This window comes from Micromonospora sp. NBC_01392 (assembly GCF_045040125.1).
Taxonomy (GTDB): Bacteria; Actinomycetota; Actinomycetes; order Mycobacteriales; family Micromonosporaceae; genus Micromonospora.
In genome coordinates this window covers 6349182-6362347 of the sequence record NZ_CP109549.1, presented here as the reverse complement: position 1 = coordinate 6362347, position 13166 = coordinate 6349182, and the positions used below count along the sequence as shown (strand labels likewise).

The following is a 13166-nucleotide window of genomic DNA, read 5'->3' as shown; positions in this document are numbered from 1 at the left end:
CCGGTGGGACCGTGCGGGGTCAGCTAGCCGTCACCCGTCCCTCATGCCCGAGAAGCCACTTTTTCACGTCCAGCCCCCAGCGGTAGCCACCGAGCGCGCCGTCGGTGCGCAACACCCGGTGGCAGGGCACGAAGAGCGCGGCGGCATTGCGGGCACAGGCCGCCGCCGCGGCGCGGACCGCGGCCGGCCGGCCGGCCAGCGCGGCGAACCCGGTGTACGTCACCGGATCACCCGGCTTCACGTCGCGCAGCACCCGCCAGGCGTGCGCCAGGAAGACGCCGTTGGTGTGCTGCTCCACCTCGACCGCGTCGATCGCGGTCAGGTCACCGTCGAGGTAGGCCCGGACGGCCGCGGTCACCGGCCCGAGGTCGGCCCGCTCCCGCAGGTCACCGCGCAGGCTCGGGTGCGTCAACGGCACCAGGGTCGTCGGGTCGGCGGTGAAGCCGGCCGCACGCACCGCCCCGCCGGGCCCGGCGAGCACGCTCAGCGGCCCGGCGGGAGTGTCGATGACGGTGCTGTCCAGAGTGGTCATGCTGCTCTCCAGAGTCGGATCGTCGCGTACGACCGCCAGGGGCGCCAGCGGTCCGCGTACGCGGTCAGGGTCTTCGGGTCGTCGGGCAGGCCGAGCGCGGCTGCGCCGCGGCGGACGCCCAGGTCGGTGGCGAGGATGACGTCGGGATCGCCGAGCGCGCGCATGGCCAGGTAACCGGCGGTCCACGGCCCGACGCCGGGCAGCGCGACCAGCCGCCGGGCGGCCTCTTCCCGGTCGCCGCCCGCGTCCAGGTCCAGCTCCCCGTCGACGACGGCGCGGGCCAACGCCCGGATCGTCTCCCGCCGGGCCCCGGGCATGCGGAACGCCGGGTCCGGCGCGGCGAGCACCTCCGCCGCGCTCGGGAACGCCCGCAGGCCAACCGGTGCCCCGTCGTCGGACCGGGTGGCGGCGATCAGGTGGGTGAGCGTGGTCCGGGCCGAGCGGAGCGAGATCTGCTGGGTGGTGACGGCGCGGACCGCGGTCTCGAAGCCGTCCACCGCGTGCGGGAGCCGGACGCCGGGCTCCGCCGCGACCGCCGGGGCCAGCGCCGGATCGTCGGCCAGGACGGCGTCCACCGCGACCGGGTCCGCGTCCAGGTCGAGCAGGCGGCGGCAGCGGGCCACCGCGGGTGCCACGTCGCGCATGTCGGCCAGCCGCAGCGTGGCGGCCACGTGCCCGCCGGCCGGGGTCAGCGCCACCGTGCCGGGGCCGTGCGGCAGGCGCAGCCCGCGATGGTACGTCCGGTCGCGGACCTCCTCGATGCCGGGCAGCGCGCGCAGGGCGAGGAAGTCCAGCAGCGCGTCCGCGTGCAGGGGCGGCCGGTAGGCCAGTCGCAGCGTGATGGTGCCCGCCCCGCCGGCCGTCGGCCAGCCGCTCCGGCCGCCCCGCAGCTCGGACGGGGTGACGCCGAACACCTCGCGGACCGTGTCGTTGAACTGTCGCACGCTGCCGAACCCGGCGGCGAAGGCCACCTCGGCCAGGCCCAGCCCGGTGGTCTCGACCAGAATCCGGGCGGTCTGCGCACGCTGCGCCCGGGCCAGCGCCAGCGGGCCGGCGCCCAGCTCGGCCTGGAGCATGCGGTGCAGGTGCCGCTCGGTGTAGCCCAGCCGGGTGGCCAGCCCGGGGACGCCGTCCCGGTCGACCACGCCGTCGGCGATCAGCCGCATCGCGCGGCCGACCAGATCGGCCCGGACGTCCCACTGCGGGGAGCCCGGCGCGGCGTCGGGCCGGCACCGGCGGCAGGCCCGCAGCCCGGCGCCCTGCGCGGCGGCGGCGGACGGGAAGAACCGGACATTCTGCCGCTTCGGTGTCGTCGCCGGGCAGGACGGCCGGCAGTAGATCCCGGTCGACGTGACGCCGGTGTAGAACCAGCCGTCGAACCGCGGGTCGCGGCTGTCGACGGCCCGGTAGCACCGCTCGAAGTCCAGCTCCATGCCCCGATCCTGCCTCCCGGACCGGCCGCTCGGCTGGCGGGATTCGGACCTGACGTGCGGCAGTCGCGCCAGCTCGGCGAGGTGGCGGTATCCCCGGCCCTCGGATACCGCCACCCCGGCGTAGTGGCGTGGATCTTGCCGGTGCGGCGGGGAAAGTGTCGTAAGTGGTCGGTACCGTCCCGCCACCAACTCCAGAAAAGGTGCGGGGCATGGCGAGCGTGGCCGGGCGGGGGCGAGCACCACTCGACACCGCGGTGGTGCAGGGCTTCTACGACCGGATGCGGGCGGTGGCGCCGGCCGCCTACGGCGCGATCGAACGGGACCGCGCCGACGACCCGACACGGCCGTTCGCCGAGACCGCCTGCGGCCGGCTGGTCGGCTCGCTCGACGCGGCCGGCCTGCGCGCGCTCGGCATGTGGGCGCACCACTGGTGCATGCGCTTCTACGACGACGACACCCGGGTCGGCGTGCGGTTGGTCGGGGAGATCGCCGGCCGGCGCGGTCTCGGCTGGACCGCCGACGAGGTGCGCTGGCTGCTCGACCGGTCACACGAGGCCGGGCCCGCCGCCGGCCACCGGTTCACCCTGCCGCTCGCCGCCGCGGCGGAGCTGCCGTCCGGCGCGCTGCCCGAGGGCGTTCCGGTCGACACGGTGCCCGCCGACTGGCGCCGGTTGCGAGCCGGCTGAGCGGCGGTCGCGCCCCGAGCGTGTCGGTCCGGGAGCTGCCCGAGCACCATGGCGGCGACCGCCACCGCGAAGCCGGCGAGCTGGATCGGGCCGAGCGCCTGGCCGAGCGCCAGCCAGCCGAGCGCCGCGGCGGTCAGCGGGCTGAGCGCGCCGAGCATTGACACCCGGGCCACCGGCAGCCGGGCCGCGCCCCGGAACCAGAGCGCGTACGCCAGCGCGGTGCCGACCAGCCCGAGCCACGCGTACCCGAGCAGGGCCGGCCCGTCCGGCGCGGGCGGCGCTCCTTCGACGACGGCGGCGACCGGGGTGATCAGCAGGCCGCCGGCGACGAGCTGCCAGCTCGTGGCCGCGAGCGTGCCGACCCCGGGCGGGCGCCCCCAGCGGCGGGTGAGCACCAGGCCGGCGGCCATCGCGGCGGTGCCGGCCAGGCCGGCGGCGACGCCGAGCGCGTCGAGGCCGGCGCCCGGCCGCAGCACCACCAGGGCGACGCCGGCCGGGGCGGCGACGGCGGCGAGCAGCGCCGTGCGGCCGGGCCGGTCCCGGAGCAGGGCGACCGTGAGCACCGCGACCAGCAGGGGCTGGGCCGCGCCGAGCACGGCCGCGGTGCCGCCGGGCAACCGGTAGGCGGCGACGAAGAGCAGCGGGAAGAACGCCCCGATGTTGAGCGTGCCGAGCAGGGCGGCCCGGCCCCACCAGATGCCGTGCGGTCGGCGGCGGGTCAGGGCGAGCAGCAGCAGGCCGGCGGGGAGGGCGCGGATCGCCCCGGCCCAGAGCGGCCGGTCAGCGGGCAGCAGCTCGGCGGTCACCAGGTAGGTGCTGCCCCAGGTGACGGGCGCGATCGCGGTGAGCGCGACGTCGGTCCGGCGGGTCATCCCTGCCTCTTCTCACAGTGGTAAGTATCTTAGAGCTAAGCTACTTGGCGTCGAGTGAAAGCGGAAGGGCGACGTGCGGCACAATCGACAGCCGTGGCAGCGGACGAGGTGGACCTGATCGTCGAGCAGTGGCGTCGGGAACGGCCCGGCATGCGGCCCGAGCCGATGGCCGTCTTCGGCCGCATCTACCGGCTGTCCCGGCTGGTCGGCGACCGGCAGGAACAGGTGTACGCCCGCTGGGGCATCGGACGCGGCGAGTTCGACGTGCTCGCCGCGCTGCGCCGGTCCGGCCCGCCGTACACGCTGGCGCCGAAGGCGCTCACCGCCGCGCTGATGCTCACCTCCGGCGGGATGACCGGCCGGCTCGACCGGCTGGAACGCGCCGGGCTGGTCCGCCGCGCGCCGGACCCGGGGGACCGGCGGGCGCTGCGGGTCAGCCTCACCGACGCCGGCCGGCAGATCGTCGAGGAGTCGGCGGAGGCCGGGCTGGAGGTGCAGCGGCGGATCCTCGACGCGCTGCCCCCCGCCGACCGGGACCGACTGGCCGACCTGCTGCGCGCGCTGCTCACCGCCGCCCAGACGGCGGACGGCCCGTCCGGCGGGCCGGCGGACGAGGCACAATGATCTCCACCGTCGCCGGCCGGAAGGACACCCATGCCCGCCACCGAACCGACCATCGTCGCCACCAGCATGGGCTACTTCAGTCGCCGGCGCGGCCCCTGGGACGCCCGGCCCAGTCAGCTCTTCGACCACATGGCCGAGCTGGCCGGTGCCGGTGACGCGCCCCGGGTCTGCTACCTCGGCCAGGCCGTCGGCGACCAGCCGACCGGCCTCACCGTGTTCTACGGCGCGTTCGCCGACACCCGGTTCCGCGCGTCCCACCTGGCGCTGTACCCCATGCCCAACGTCGACGACATCCGCGCCCACCTGCTGGCGCAGGACGTCATCTGGGTCGGCGGCGGCAGCGTCGCCAACCTGTGCGCGGTGTGGCGGGTGCACGGCCTGCCGGAGATCCTGCACGAGTGCTGGCAGGCCGGCGTGGTGCTCGGCGGCGTCTCCGCCGGCTCGATCTGCTGGCACACCGGTGGCGCCACCGACAGCTACGGCCCGGAGCTGCGTCCGTTCACCGACGGGCTGGGCTGGCTCCCGTACGGCAACGGCGTGCACTACGACAGCGAGGAGCAGCGCCGGCCGCTGATGCACCGGCTGGTCGCCGACGGGACGCTGCCGACCAGCCACTGCACCGACGACGGCGTCGGGCTGATCTACCGGGGGACCCGGCTGGTCGAGGCGGTGGCGGACCGGCCGGACGTGGCCGCGTACGAGCTGGTGCGCGCCGACGACGGGACGGTGCGGGAGACCCGGATCGAGCCCCGGCTGCTGCCCGCCGGGCCGGACGGCCGGTAGACCGCGTAAGCTGGCTCGTCGTGAGTCTCACCATCGGCATCGTCGGCCTGCCCAACGTGGGCAAGAGCACCCTGTTCAACGCGCTGACCAAGAACGACGTGCTCGCCGCGAACTACCCGTTCGCCACCATCGAGCCGAACGTCGGCGTGGTCGGGCTGCCCGACGAGCGCCTGGGCAGGCTGGCCGAGATCTTCTCCTCGCAGAAGGTGCTGCCCGCGCCGGTCTCGTTCGTCGACATCGCCGGCCTGGTCCGGGGCGCCTCGAAGGGACAGGGCCGGGGCAACGCGTTCCTGGCCAACATCCGCGACGCCTCGGCGATCTGCCAGGTGGTGCGCGCGTTCTCCGACCCGAACGTGGTGCACGTCGACGGCAAGGTCTCGCCCGCCGACGACATCGAGACGATCAACACCGAGCTGATCCTGGCCGACATCCAGACGCTGGAGAAGGCGCTGCCGCGGCTGGAGAAGGAGGCCAAGCTCCGCAAGGACCGGGCCGCCGCCGTCGAGGCCGCCAAGAAGGCCGTCGAGGTCCTCGACAACGGCGTCACGCTGTACGCGGGCGCCGCCGCCGCGAAGGTCGAGCTGGAGCACCTGCGTGAGCTGCACCTGCTCACCACCAAGCCGTTCATCTACGTCTTCAACGTCGACGAGGCCGAGTTGGGCAACGCCGCGTTCCTCGACGAGCTGCGCGCGCTGGTCGCGCCCGCCGAGGCGGTCTTCATGGACGCCAAGATCGAGTCCGAGCTGGTGGACCTGCCCGAGGACGAGGCCCGCGAGCTGCTGGAGTCGATCGGGCAGTCCGAGCCGGGCCTGGACCAGTTGGTCCGGGTGGGCTTCCGGACGCTCGGGCTCCAGACGTACCTCACGGCCGGCCCCAAGGAGGCGCGGGCCTGGACCGTCCCGATCGGGGCGACCGCGCCGGAGGCCGCCGGGGTGATCCACAGCGATTTCCAGCGCGGCTTCATCAAGGCCGAGGTGGTTTCCTACGCCGATCTGGTCGCGGCCGGATCGATGGCGGCGGCGAAGGCCGCCGGCAAGGTCCGGATCGAGGGCAAGGAGTACGTCATGCAGGACGGCGACGTGGTGGAGTTCCGCTTCAACGTCTGACTCCGGCCCGTCGGGACGGCAGGATCGGTACGGTTGGCACTGAATTCAGCAATCGCTGTACTGTCGTCGGGTGGAGATCCTGACGCACGGGCATGTGCTGGCCCGGTTCGGCCATGCGTTGTCCGATCCCATCCGAGCGCGGTTGCTCCTGGCGCTGCGGGACGCTCCGGGCTATCCGGCGGAGCTGGCCGACCTGCTCGGGACGACTCGCCAGAACCTGTCCAACCACCTTGCCTGCCTGCGCGGCTGTGGTCTGGTCGTGGCGGTGCCCGAGGGGCGGCGCACGCGCTACGAGCTGACCGACGCGCGGCTGGCGCATGCTCTCGGTGACCTGCTGAACCTGGTGCTGACGGTCGATCCGACGATGTGCGCGGACGCCGACGAGAAGGGCTGCTGTTGATGTCCGCCCCTCTGCTGCAGGTCCGATCCGGTGGCGGCGCGGCCCGTCGTGCGGTGCTCGCGCGACGGGTGCGTTTGCTGGTGGCGGCAACGATCACCTACAACGTGATCGAGGCGGTGGTGGCGATCACGGCCGGTGCTGCGGCCTCCTCCACCGCCCTGATCGGCTTCGGTCTGGACTCGGTGATCGAGGTTTCCTCGGCAGCGGCGGTGGCGTGGCAGTTCGCCGGCCGTGACCCTGAGGCGCGGGAGAAGGCCGCACTGCGGATCATCGCGGTGTCGTTCTTCGCGCTGGCCGCGTACGTGACCGTGGAGTCGGTGCGGGCGCTGGCCGGCGGCGGAGAGGCCGAACACTCCACCGTCGGCCTGGTCCTGGCTGCCCTGTCCTTGCTGATCATGCCGGTGCTGTCCTACGCGCAGCGGCGGGCCGGGCGCGAGTTGGGCTCCCGATCAGCGGTGGCCGACTCCAAGCAGACCCTGCTCTGCACCTATCTGTCCGCCGTGCTGCTCGTCGGCTTGGGTCTCAACAGCCTCTTCGGCTGGTCCTGGGCCGATCCGCTTGCCGCGCTCGTCATCGCCGTGGTGGCGGTCAAGGAGGGGCGAGCGGCGTGGCGCGGGGACGCCTGCTGTGCAATGCCGGTCAACGGCTCAGCTTCACCTGCCGGTCAGCGTGACAGCGCCGACACCTGCGAGTGCGAACCCGGCTGTTCCTGCTGTTCAGGCGAGACGAAGTGATCTTCCGGCGCTGCGGGCGCCGCTTCGACGGCTGACTGTGCGACGGGGCGAGAAGCAACGCGCTGTCGATGCGTCAAGACGCTGGGCCTACCGTTGGCGGTGTGCCGCGCATCGAGCTGACCACGGATGTTCACGCAGCCCCGGAAGCCGTCTTCGACGCCTGCCTCGACGTTGACACGCACACCGATTCCATGGGGAACAGCGCCGAACGGGCGGTCGGTGGCGTGACGACCGGCCGGCTGGCGCCCGGCGACACCGTGACATGGGAAGCTCGGCACTTCGGCTTGCCGTGGCGGATGACGGTCCGGATCACCGACTACCGACGACCGTACGGATTCACGGACGAGCAGGTCAGCGGCCCGTTCCGTCGATGGCGCCACGAACACAGGTTCACCCGGAACCCGGCTGACCGCGCGGCGACCGTCATGCGCGACGTCATCGACTTCACGGCGCCGATGGGCCCCCTCGGTCGCCTGGTGGCCCGCTTGATCCTGCGGCCGTACCTGCGACGCCTCATCGCCCGCCGCAACGCCTATCTCGCGGACACCTTGTCCCGGCCTCAACGCCAAGCTGAGGGGGCGGAGTGAAACCACCTGGCAGGGATCGGGTCAGCTCTTGCGGCCGGGCACCAACCCGGTCAGGTCGATCTTGATCGGGAACGGCAACGAGGTGCGCAGCTCACGCCGATGGATTCCGGTCGGCGCGTACGACCGGGTGGGGCCGTCGATCTCGTACGTGTAGACCACTGGGGAGCCGTCCTCGTCCTCGATGCGCCAGTAGTTCGCGATCCCCGCTTCCGCGTACTTGCGTAGCTTGACGTTGCGGTCCCGGTGCGCCGACTCGGGCGAGACCACCTCGACCACCAGCAGCGTCTCTTCCGGCGTGTAGAAGGTGCGGGACGGGTCGTAGGGCGCCGTTGTGGCAAGAAGATCGGGCTCGGGGCGGTTCCATCGGTCGAGTCGAATCGTGATTTCCCGATCGACCTCGACGCCTGTCGGTGCCTGCTCGGTGAGGGCGTTCACCAGTGCGGTGACCATACGGGCGTGCCAGACCCGCTGGGGAGAAGTCCTCAGGGCGAGTGCTCCGTCGATGAGTTCGGTGTGACGCGGGGCGTCGGCGAGCTGGTCCAGCTCCTCGGCGTGCCAGCCCTCGGGGCGAGGTGGCCGCATCCACTCGGGCACCGCAGTCATGGCCTCACGGTAGTACCGAGTAACAGGTCTGGTCGGCGCATCCTTCGGGCGACCCTGCCGGCGGTGCTCTGCGAGAGATCAAAGGCATGCCTTGGGCGCTGGCGAGACAGGGAAGGGATGGTGTGGCATCACCGTGGCGCCAAGCTCAGAGCAGATCTTAAGCAGGGGCGATGCATGAGCCAACCCGGAAGGGGTGCCATCGTGGCATCATTGCGGCTTGCGGTGATGCCATGACTGTGCCACAGTAGTGCCATGGACTTGACCTCGTATGTGAGCAACCTCGGGCGGGAGTTCGCCACGCTCGCCGAAGCCGGCGGTGAAGAGTCGCGTGCGCTGGTCGAGCGCCTGACCGGGCCGCTGGAGTCGGCGATCCGGATGACGCTGCTGGACGCGCTGTCGGCCGCCGCAGACGAGATCACCCGGGAACTCGCCCCCGGCTCGGTGGAGGTGCGGCTGCGCGGCCGGGACCCGGACTTCGTGGTGACCCCACCGCCGGCCGAGCCGCTCCCGGCGGCGTCCGACCAGGGCGCGGCACCGGACATCGACCTGCCGATCAGCGAGGACGGCCCGGTCGCCCGGATCAACGTACGCATGCCGGAGCAGCTCAAGGCCGCGGTCGAGGAGGCCGCCTCCGCCGAGGGGCGCTCGGTCAACGCCTGGCTGGTCCGGGCCGCCGCCGCCGGCCTGTCCCGAGGCGACCGGGAGCCGCGTCCCGAGCCCCGCGCCAGCGGGCAACGGTCCCAGCAGCGCTTCACCGGCTGGGTGCACTGACCGCACCGCGCCACCCGGCTTTTCTCCTCACGTCCCCCTGACCTGCGGGGACGACTCACCGACCCAGGATGTGGGGACAACCATGCCTGTTTTCGACACACCCGAATCGATCTCCGTCACGATGGAACTCGGCGTCGCCGCCGTGCGGGTGGCCGCCGGCGACCGCGCCGACACCGTGGTGGAGGTCCGCCCGAGCAACGGTGACGACGAGTCCGACGTCCAGGCCGCCGCCCAGGTACGCGTCGAGTTCGCCAACGGCACGCTCCACGTGACCGGCCCGAAGCGCACCTTCGACTTCTCGAAGAAGAGCAGGTCGGTGGATGTCTCCATCGAGTTGCCCAGCGACTCCCGGCTCGCCGCGCACCTGCTGCTGGGCGACGTGCACGCCACCGGCCGGCTCGGCGAGACCCGGGTGAAGACCACCGGCAACGTCCGGCTGGAGCGGACCGGGCCGTTGCGCCTGCACACCGGCGTCGGTCACGTCACCGTCGGCGACGTCACCGGCGACGCGGAGATCTCCACCGGCTCCGGCACGGTGCGGGTCGGCAACGTCGGGGGCGCCGTGGCGGTGAAGAACTCCAACGGCGACACCACGATCGACGCGGCCACCGGTGACGTACGGATACGTAATGCCAACGGCGCCATCGAGGTGGCGCACGCCGGTGCCGGCGTCGACGCGAAGACCTCCAACGGCGGCATCCGGGTCGCCGAGGTGACGCGCGGCTCGGTGGTGCTCGGCACCGCCATGGGCGACCTGGACATCGGCGTCGCGGCGGGCACCGCCGCCTGGCTGGAGGTCAACACCGGCTTCGGCCAGGTGCACAACCACCTGGAGAGCACCGCGCGGCCCGGCGGCACCGAGGAAACCGTCGAGGTACGCGGCCGGACCTCCTACGGCGACATCACCATCCACCGGTCCTGACGGGAGGACACCGTGACCACACATCAGATCGCCGTGACCGGGCTCCGGAAGTCGTTCGGCGAGCACGTCGTGCTCGACGGCGTCGACCTGCGCGTACCCGAAGGCACGGTCTTCTCGCTGCTCGGCGCGAACGGCGCCGGGAAGACCACCACCGTGCGGATCCTGTCCACACTGCTCGCCGCCGACGGCGGTGAGGTCCGGGTCGCCGGGCACGACCTGGCCCGCGAGCCGGACGCGGTACGCGCCGCGATCGGTGTCACCGGTCAGTTCTCCGCGGTGGACAAGCTGCTCACCGGCGAGGAGAACCTGCGGTTGATGGCGGACCTGCACCACCTCGCCCGCCCCGAGGGCCGGCGGCGGGCCACCCGGCTGCTCGAACGGTTCGACCTGACCGGGGCGGCCGGGAAGCCGGCGTCGACCTACTCCGGGGGCATGCTGCGGCGACTCGACCTGGCGATGACGCTGGTCGGCGACCCTCGGGTGATCTTCCTGGACGAGCCGACCACCGGGCTCGACCCGCGCAGCCGCCGGGACGTGTGGCAGATCGTCCGCGAGCTGGTGGCCGGCGGTGTGACCATCTTCCTGACCACCCAGTACCTGGCGGAGGCGGACGAGTTGGCCGACCGGATCGCGGTGCTCGACCACGGCCGGGTGGTCGCCGAGGGCACCCCCGAGGAGTTGAAGCGCCGCATTCCGGGCGGGCACGTCCGGCTGCGGTTCGCCGACCCGGCGGGCCTCGACGCGGCGGTACGCGTGCTCGACCGGGCCACCCGCGACACCGACGCGCTCACCCTGCGGGTGCCCGGCGACGGCAGCCTGCGGTCGCTGCGGTCGCTGATCGGCCGGCTCGACGACGGTGGCGTCGAGGTCGACGAGCTGTCCGTGCACACCCCCGACCTCGACGACGTCTTCCTCACCCTGACCGGCGGACCCACCGACACCCTGGCCGGCGGACCCACCGACACCCGCACCGCCCAGCCCACCGACGGGAAGGTGACCACGCGATGAGCGTCTCCACCCACGCCGACCTCCGGTTCCACCCGCTGCGCGACTCGGTGACGATGCTGCGCCGCAACCTCCGGCGCATGCTGCGCTACCCGTCGATGACCGTGATGCTCATCGGGATGCCCGTGGTCTTCCTGCTGCTCTTCGTCTACGTGTTCGGCGGCACGCTGGGCGCCGGGCTCGGGAGCGGCGCCGGGGGGTCGACGGCCGGTGGCGGCGCGGCCGGTGCGGGGACCCGGGCCGCGTACGCCAACTACGTGGCGCCGGCGATCATCCTGATGACGGTGGCGGCCACGGTCCAGGGGACCGCCATCTCGATCGCGATGGACCTGACCGAGGGCATCATCGCCCGGTTCCGCACCATGCACATCGCCCGCGTCTCGGTGCTGACCGGACACGTCCTCGGCAGCATGATCCAGGCGGCGTTCAGCCTGGCCGTGGTGATCGGCGTGGCGCTGCTTGTCGGCTTCCGTCCCACCGCCGGGCCGGTCGGCTGGCTGGGCGCGGTCGGCCTGCTCGCGGCGGTGACGTTCGCGCTGGTCTGGCTGGCGGTCGCGCTCGGCCAGGTCAGCGAGAGCGTGGAGACCGCGAGCAACCTGCCGATGCCGCTGATCCTGCTGCCGTTCCTCGGCAGCGGGTTCGTCCCCACCGACTCGATGCCGGCCGGCCTGCGCTGGTTCGCCGAGTACCAGCCGTTCACCCCGATCATCGAGAGCCTGCGCGGCCTGCTGATGGGCACGCCGCTCGGCAACGACGGCTGGCTCGCGCTCGGCTGGTGCGCCGTCGTCGCGCTCGGCGGGTACCTCTGGTCCAGGCGGCTGTTCAACCGCGAGTCCCGCTAGCTGCGGCGCCCGCCCCCGGTCCGCGAGTCAGCGGATCCGGGGGCTGCGGCGTTCGATGAGCGTGACGTCCCGCCAGACACCGTGGTGCCGGCCGATCCGCTCCCGGGTGCCGACCACCCGGAAGCCGCGGGCCGCGTGCAGCGCCAGGCTGGCGGTGTTCTCCGGGAACACGCCGGACTGGATGGTCCAGACGCCGGCCGCCTCGGTGGAGTCGATCAGCGCGTCCAGCAGCAGCCGGCCGACGCCGCGGCCCCGCGCCTCGGGATGCACGTAGACGGAGTGCTCGACCACCCCGGCGTAGACGCAGCGGTCGGAGACCGCCGAGCAGGCCACCCAGCCGAGCAGCCGTCCGCCCGCGTCGAGCGCCACCCACCGGTGGCCGGGCAACCGGCCGGCGGTGAACCGGGGCCACTCCGGCGGCTCGGTCTCGAACGTGGCGTCGCCCTCGGCGATGCCGAGGCGGTAGATCTCCAGCACGGCATCGGCGTGCGTGTCGTCCATCGCGGCAACGGTGACGGTCATCGGCGAAGACGTTACCGGAGGCGGTAGACCGAGATGTGCGTGCGGCTGTCCGCGTCGAACGGCGTCCGGTCCCAGTCGGCGTACCGCTCGGCGAGGTGGAGCCCGGCCCGCTCCGCCATCTCGTCGATCTGCTCCGGCCAGGCGTAGCGCATGGCGAACGGCTTGAGGTGGACGCCGTCGGCGTCGAACGTGATGGTCTGCCGCACGAACGTCTGCGCCGCCCGGTCGTACCGGTGCATCCGGATGGTGGCCGAGTCCTCGGTCACCTCCCGGACCTGGACCTGCTCGTTGCGGTCGAAGTCGGCCGGGTCGGGCACGAACGTCTCGATGACGAACGCGCCGCCGGGCGCCAGCACCCGCGCGACGTTGCCGAAGCACGCCGCCTGACGCTCCGCGTCGACCAGGTTGAACAGCGTGTTGAAGACCAGGAAGACCAGACGGTACGGCCCGGACACCGGGACGTCCGCCATGTCGCCGATGGTGACCGGCAGGTGCTCGCCGCCCGGCTTGGCGCGCAGTTGCGCGACCATCTCCGGGGACGCCTCGACGCCCTCCACGGCGAGGCCGCGCGCGGCCAGCGGCAGGGCCACCCGGCCGGTGCCGATGGCGAGTTCGAGCACCGGTCCGCCCTCGGCGACGGGCGCGAGGAAGTCGACGGCCGGCGTCGGGTCGGGATTGCCGGGGCCGTCGTAGTTCGCGGCCCAGAGTCGGCCGAACAGGCCGGGATCATCGAAGACGGACATT

Annotated in this window: 16 protein-coding genes and 1 pseudogene; 11 read left to right on the top strand and 6 right to left on the bottom strand. The window is 73.0% G+C overall.

The window, feature by feature from the left end; translation table 11 throughout:
* Window positions 1-19: 19 nt before the first annotated feature.
* Window positions 20-532: a methylated-DNA--[protein]-cysteine S-methyltransferase gene (locus OG767_RS27690; RefSeq protein WP_405091139.1), complete on the bottom strand. Its 513-nt coding sequence runs from the start codon at window positions 530-532 to the stop codon at window positions 20-22.
* Entirely contained in the window at window positions 529-1965 is a 1437-nt protein-coding gene (locus OG767_RS27685; RefSeq protein WP_405091138.1) for an AlkA N-terminal domain-containing protein, read from the bottom strand. Before OG767_RS27685 ends, OG767_RS27690 begins: the two co-directional genes overlap by 4 nt.
* A gap of 209 nt (window positions 1966-2174) precedes the next feature.
* On the opposite strand from OG767_RS27685, the gene OG767_RS27680 reads away from it, so the two are divergent.
* Window positions 2175-2651 (top strand): hypothetical protein, encoded by a 477-nt coding sequence (locus OG767_RS27680; RefSeq protein ID WP_405091137.1) that lies wholly within the window; start codon window positions 2175-2177, stop codon window positions 2649-2651.
* Window positions 2652-2752: 101 nt separating this feature from the next.
* On the opposite strand, the pseudogene OG767_RS27675 reads toward OG767_RS27680, so the two are convergent.
* A pseudogene (locus OG767_RS27675) lies at window positions 2753-3523 on the bottom strand (EamA family transporter); the annotation flags it as partial.
* Window positions 3524-3616: 93 nt separating this feature from the next.
* Here OG767_RS27675 and OG767_RS27670 point away from each other — a divergent pair.
* The 6 genes from OG767_RS27670 (at window position 3617) to OG767_RS27645 (ending at window position 7757) form a co-directional block, all read left to right on the top strand.
* Window positions 3617-4147, top strand: a complete 531-nt coding sequence (locus tag OG767_RS27670; protein ID WP_405091136.1) for a MarR family winged helix-turn-helix transcriptional regulator — start codon at window positions 3617-3619, stop codon at window positions 4145-4147.
* Window positions 4148-4177: 30 nt separating this feature from the next.
* Complete coding sequence (locus OG767_RS27665; protein WP_405091135.1) at window positions 4178-4930, top strand: Type 1 glutamine amidotransferase-like domain-containing protein; 753 nt, start codon at window positions 4178-4180, stop codon at window positions 4928-4930.
* Between the two features lie 20 nt (window positions 4931-4950).
* Window positions 4951-6036 carry a redox-regulated ATPase YchF gene (ychF, locus tag OG767_RS27660; RefSeq protein ID WP_281937919.1) on the top strand — a complete coding sequence of 362 codons (1086 nt, stop codon included), beginning with the start codon at window positions 4951-4953 and terminating at the stop codon, window positions 6034-6036.
* Window positions 6037-6106: 70 nt separating this feature from the next.
* On the top strand, window positions 6107-6436 hold the full coding sequence (locus OG767_RS27655) for a helix-turn-helix transcriptional regulator (RefSeq protein WP_281937909.1): 330 nt from the start codon (window positions 6107-6109) through the stop codon (window positions 6434-6436).
* The gene (locus tag OG767_RS27650) at window positions 6436-7170 is read left to right on the top strand and encodes a cation transporter (protein WP_405094332.1); all 735 of its coding nucleotides are present in this window, start codon (window positions 6436-6438) and stop codon (window positions 7168-7170) included. The genes OG767_RS27655 and OG767_RS27650 overlap by 1 nt, the downstream gene beginning before the upstream one ends.
* 101 nt (window positions 7171-7271) lie before the next feature.
* Entirely contained in the window at window positions 7272-7757 is a 486-nt protein-coding gene (locus OG767_RS27645; RefSeq protein WP_405091134.1) for an SRPBCC family protein, read from the top strand.
* Between the two features lie 21 nt (window positions 7758-7778).
* On the opposite strand, the gene OG767_RS27640 is transcribed toward OG767_RS27645, so the two are convergent.
* On the bottom strand, window positions 7779-8360 hold the full coding sequence (locus tag OG767_RS27640; RefSeq protein ID WP_405091133.1) for a Uma2 family endonuclease: 582 nt from the start codon (window positions 8358-8360) through the stop codon (window positions 7779-7781).
* Window positions 8361-8612: 252 nt separating this feature from the next.
* On the opposite strand from OG767_RS27640, the gene OG767_RS27635 reads away from it, so the two are divergent.
* From OG767_RS27635 to OG767_RS27620, 4 genes are all read left to right on the top strand, one after another.
* Window positions 8613-9131, top strand: a complete 519-nt coding sequence (locus OG767_RS27635) for an Arc family DNA-binding protein (protein WP_405091132.1) — start codon at window positions 8613-8615, stop codon at window positions 9129-9131.
* A gap of 82 nt (window positions 9132-9213) precedes the next feature.
* Window positions 9214-10053 (top strand): DUF4097 family beta strand repeat-containing protein, encoded by an 840-nt coding sequence (locus OG767_RS27630; RefSeq protein ID WP_405091131.1) that lies wholly within the window; start codon window positions 9214-9216, stop codon window positions 10051-10053.
* 12 nt (window positions 10054-10065) lie between these two features.
* Window positions 10066-11061: an ATP-binding cassette domain-containing protein gene (locus tag OG767_RS27625; protein ID WP_405091130.1), complete on the top strand. Its 996-nt coding sequence runs from the start codon at window positions 10066-10068 to the stop codon at window positions 11059-11061.
* Complete coding sequence (locus OG767_RS27620; protein WP_405091129.1) at window positions 11058-11900, top strand: ABC transporter permease; 843 nt, start codon at window positions 11058-11060, stop codon at window positions 11898-11900. Before OG767_RS27625 ends, OG767_RS27620 begins: the two co-directional genes overlap by 4 nt.
* 27 nt (window positions 11901-11927) lie before the next feature.
* Here the strand turns inward: OG767_RS27620 and OG767_RS27615 are convergent, their stop codons facing one another.
* Both OG767_RS27615 and OG767_RS27610 read right to left on the bottom strand, forming a co-directional pair.
* On the bottom strand, window positions 11928-12422 hold the full coding sequence (locus OG767_RS27615) for a GNAT family N-acetyltransferase (RefSeq protein WP_107159035.1): 495 nt from the start codon (window positions 12420-12422) through the stop codon (window positions 11928-11930).
* An 11-nt stretch (window positions 12423-12433) separates the two neighbouring features.
* Window positions 12434-13165 (bottom strand): class I SAM-dependent DNA methyltransferase, encoded by a 732-nt coding sequence (locus OG767_RS27610; protein WP_405091128.1) that lies wholly within the window; start codon window positions 13163-13165, stop codon window positions 12434-12436.
* Between the last annotated feature and the right edge of the window lies 1 nt (window position 13166).

Coding starts and splice junctions, on each gene's coding strand:
- OG767_RS27685 (WP_405091138.1), bottom strand. CDS start 1,965: ATGGAGCTGGACTTCGAGCGGTGCTACCGGGCCGTCGACAGCCGCGAC.
- OG767_RS27665 (WP_405091135.1), top strand. CDS start 4,178: ATGCCCGCCACCGAACCGACCATCGTCGCCACCAGCATGGGCTACTTC.
- OG767_RS27620 (WP_405091129.1), top strand. CDS start 11,058: ATGAGCGTCTCCACCCACGCCGACCTCCGGTTCCACCCGCTGCGCGAC.
- OG767_RS27690 (WP_405091139.1), bottom strand. CDS start 532: ATGACCACTCTGGACAGCACCGTCATCGACACTCCCGCCGGGCCGCTG.
- OG767_RS27640 (WP_405091133.1), bottom strand. CDS start 8,360: ATGACTGCGGTGCCCGAGTGGATGCGGCCACCTCGCCCCGAGGGCTGG.
- OG767_RS27615 (WP_107159035.1), bottom strand. CDS start 12,422: ATGACCGTCACCGTTGCCGCGATGGACGACACGCACGCCGATGCCGTG.
- OG767_RS27650 (WP_405094332.1), top strand. CDS start 6,436: ATGTCCGCCCCTCTGCTGCAGGTCCGATCCGGTGGCGGCGCGGCCCGT.
- OG767_RS27680 (WP_405091137.1), top strand. CDS start 2,175: ATGGCGAGCGTGGCCGGGCGGGGGCGAGCACCACTCGACACCGCGGTG.
- OG767_RS27630 (WP_405091131.1), top strand. CDS start 9,214: ATGCCTGTTTTCGACACACCCGAATCGATCTCCGTCACGATGGAACTC.
- OG767_RS27610 (WP_405091128.1), bottom strand. CDS start 13,165: ATGTCCGTCTTCGATGATCCCGGCCTGTTCGGCCGACTCTGGGCCGCG.
- OG767_RS27635 (WP_405091132.1), top strand. CDS start 8,613: ATGGACTTGACCTCGTATGTGAGCAACCTCGGGCGGGAGTTCGCCACG.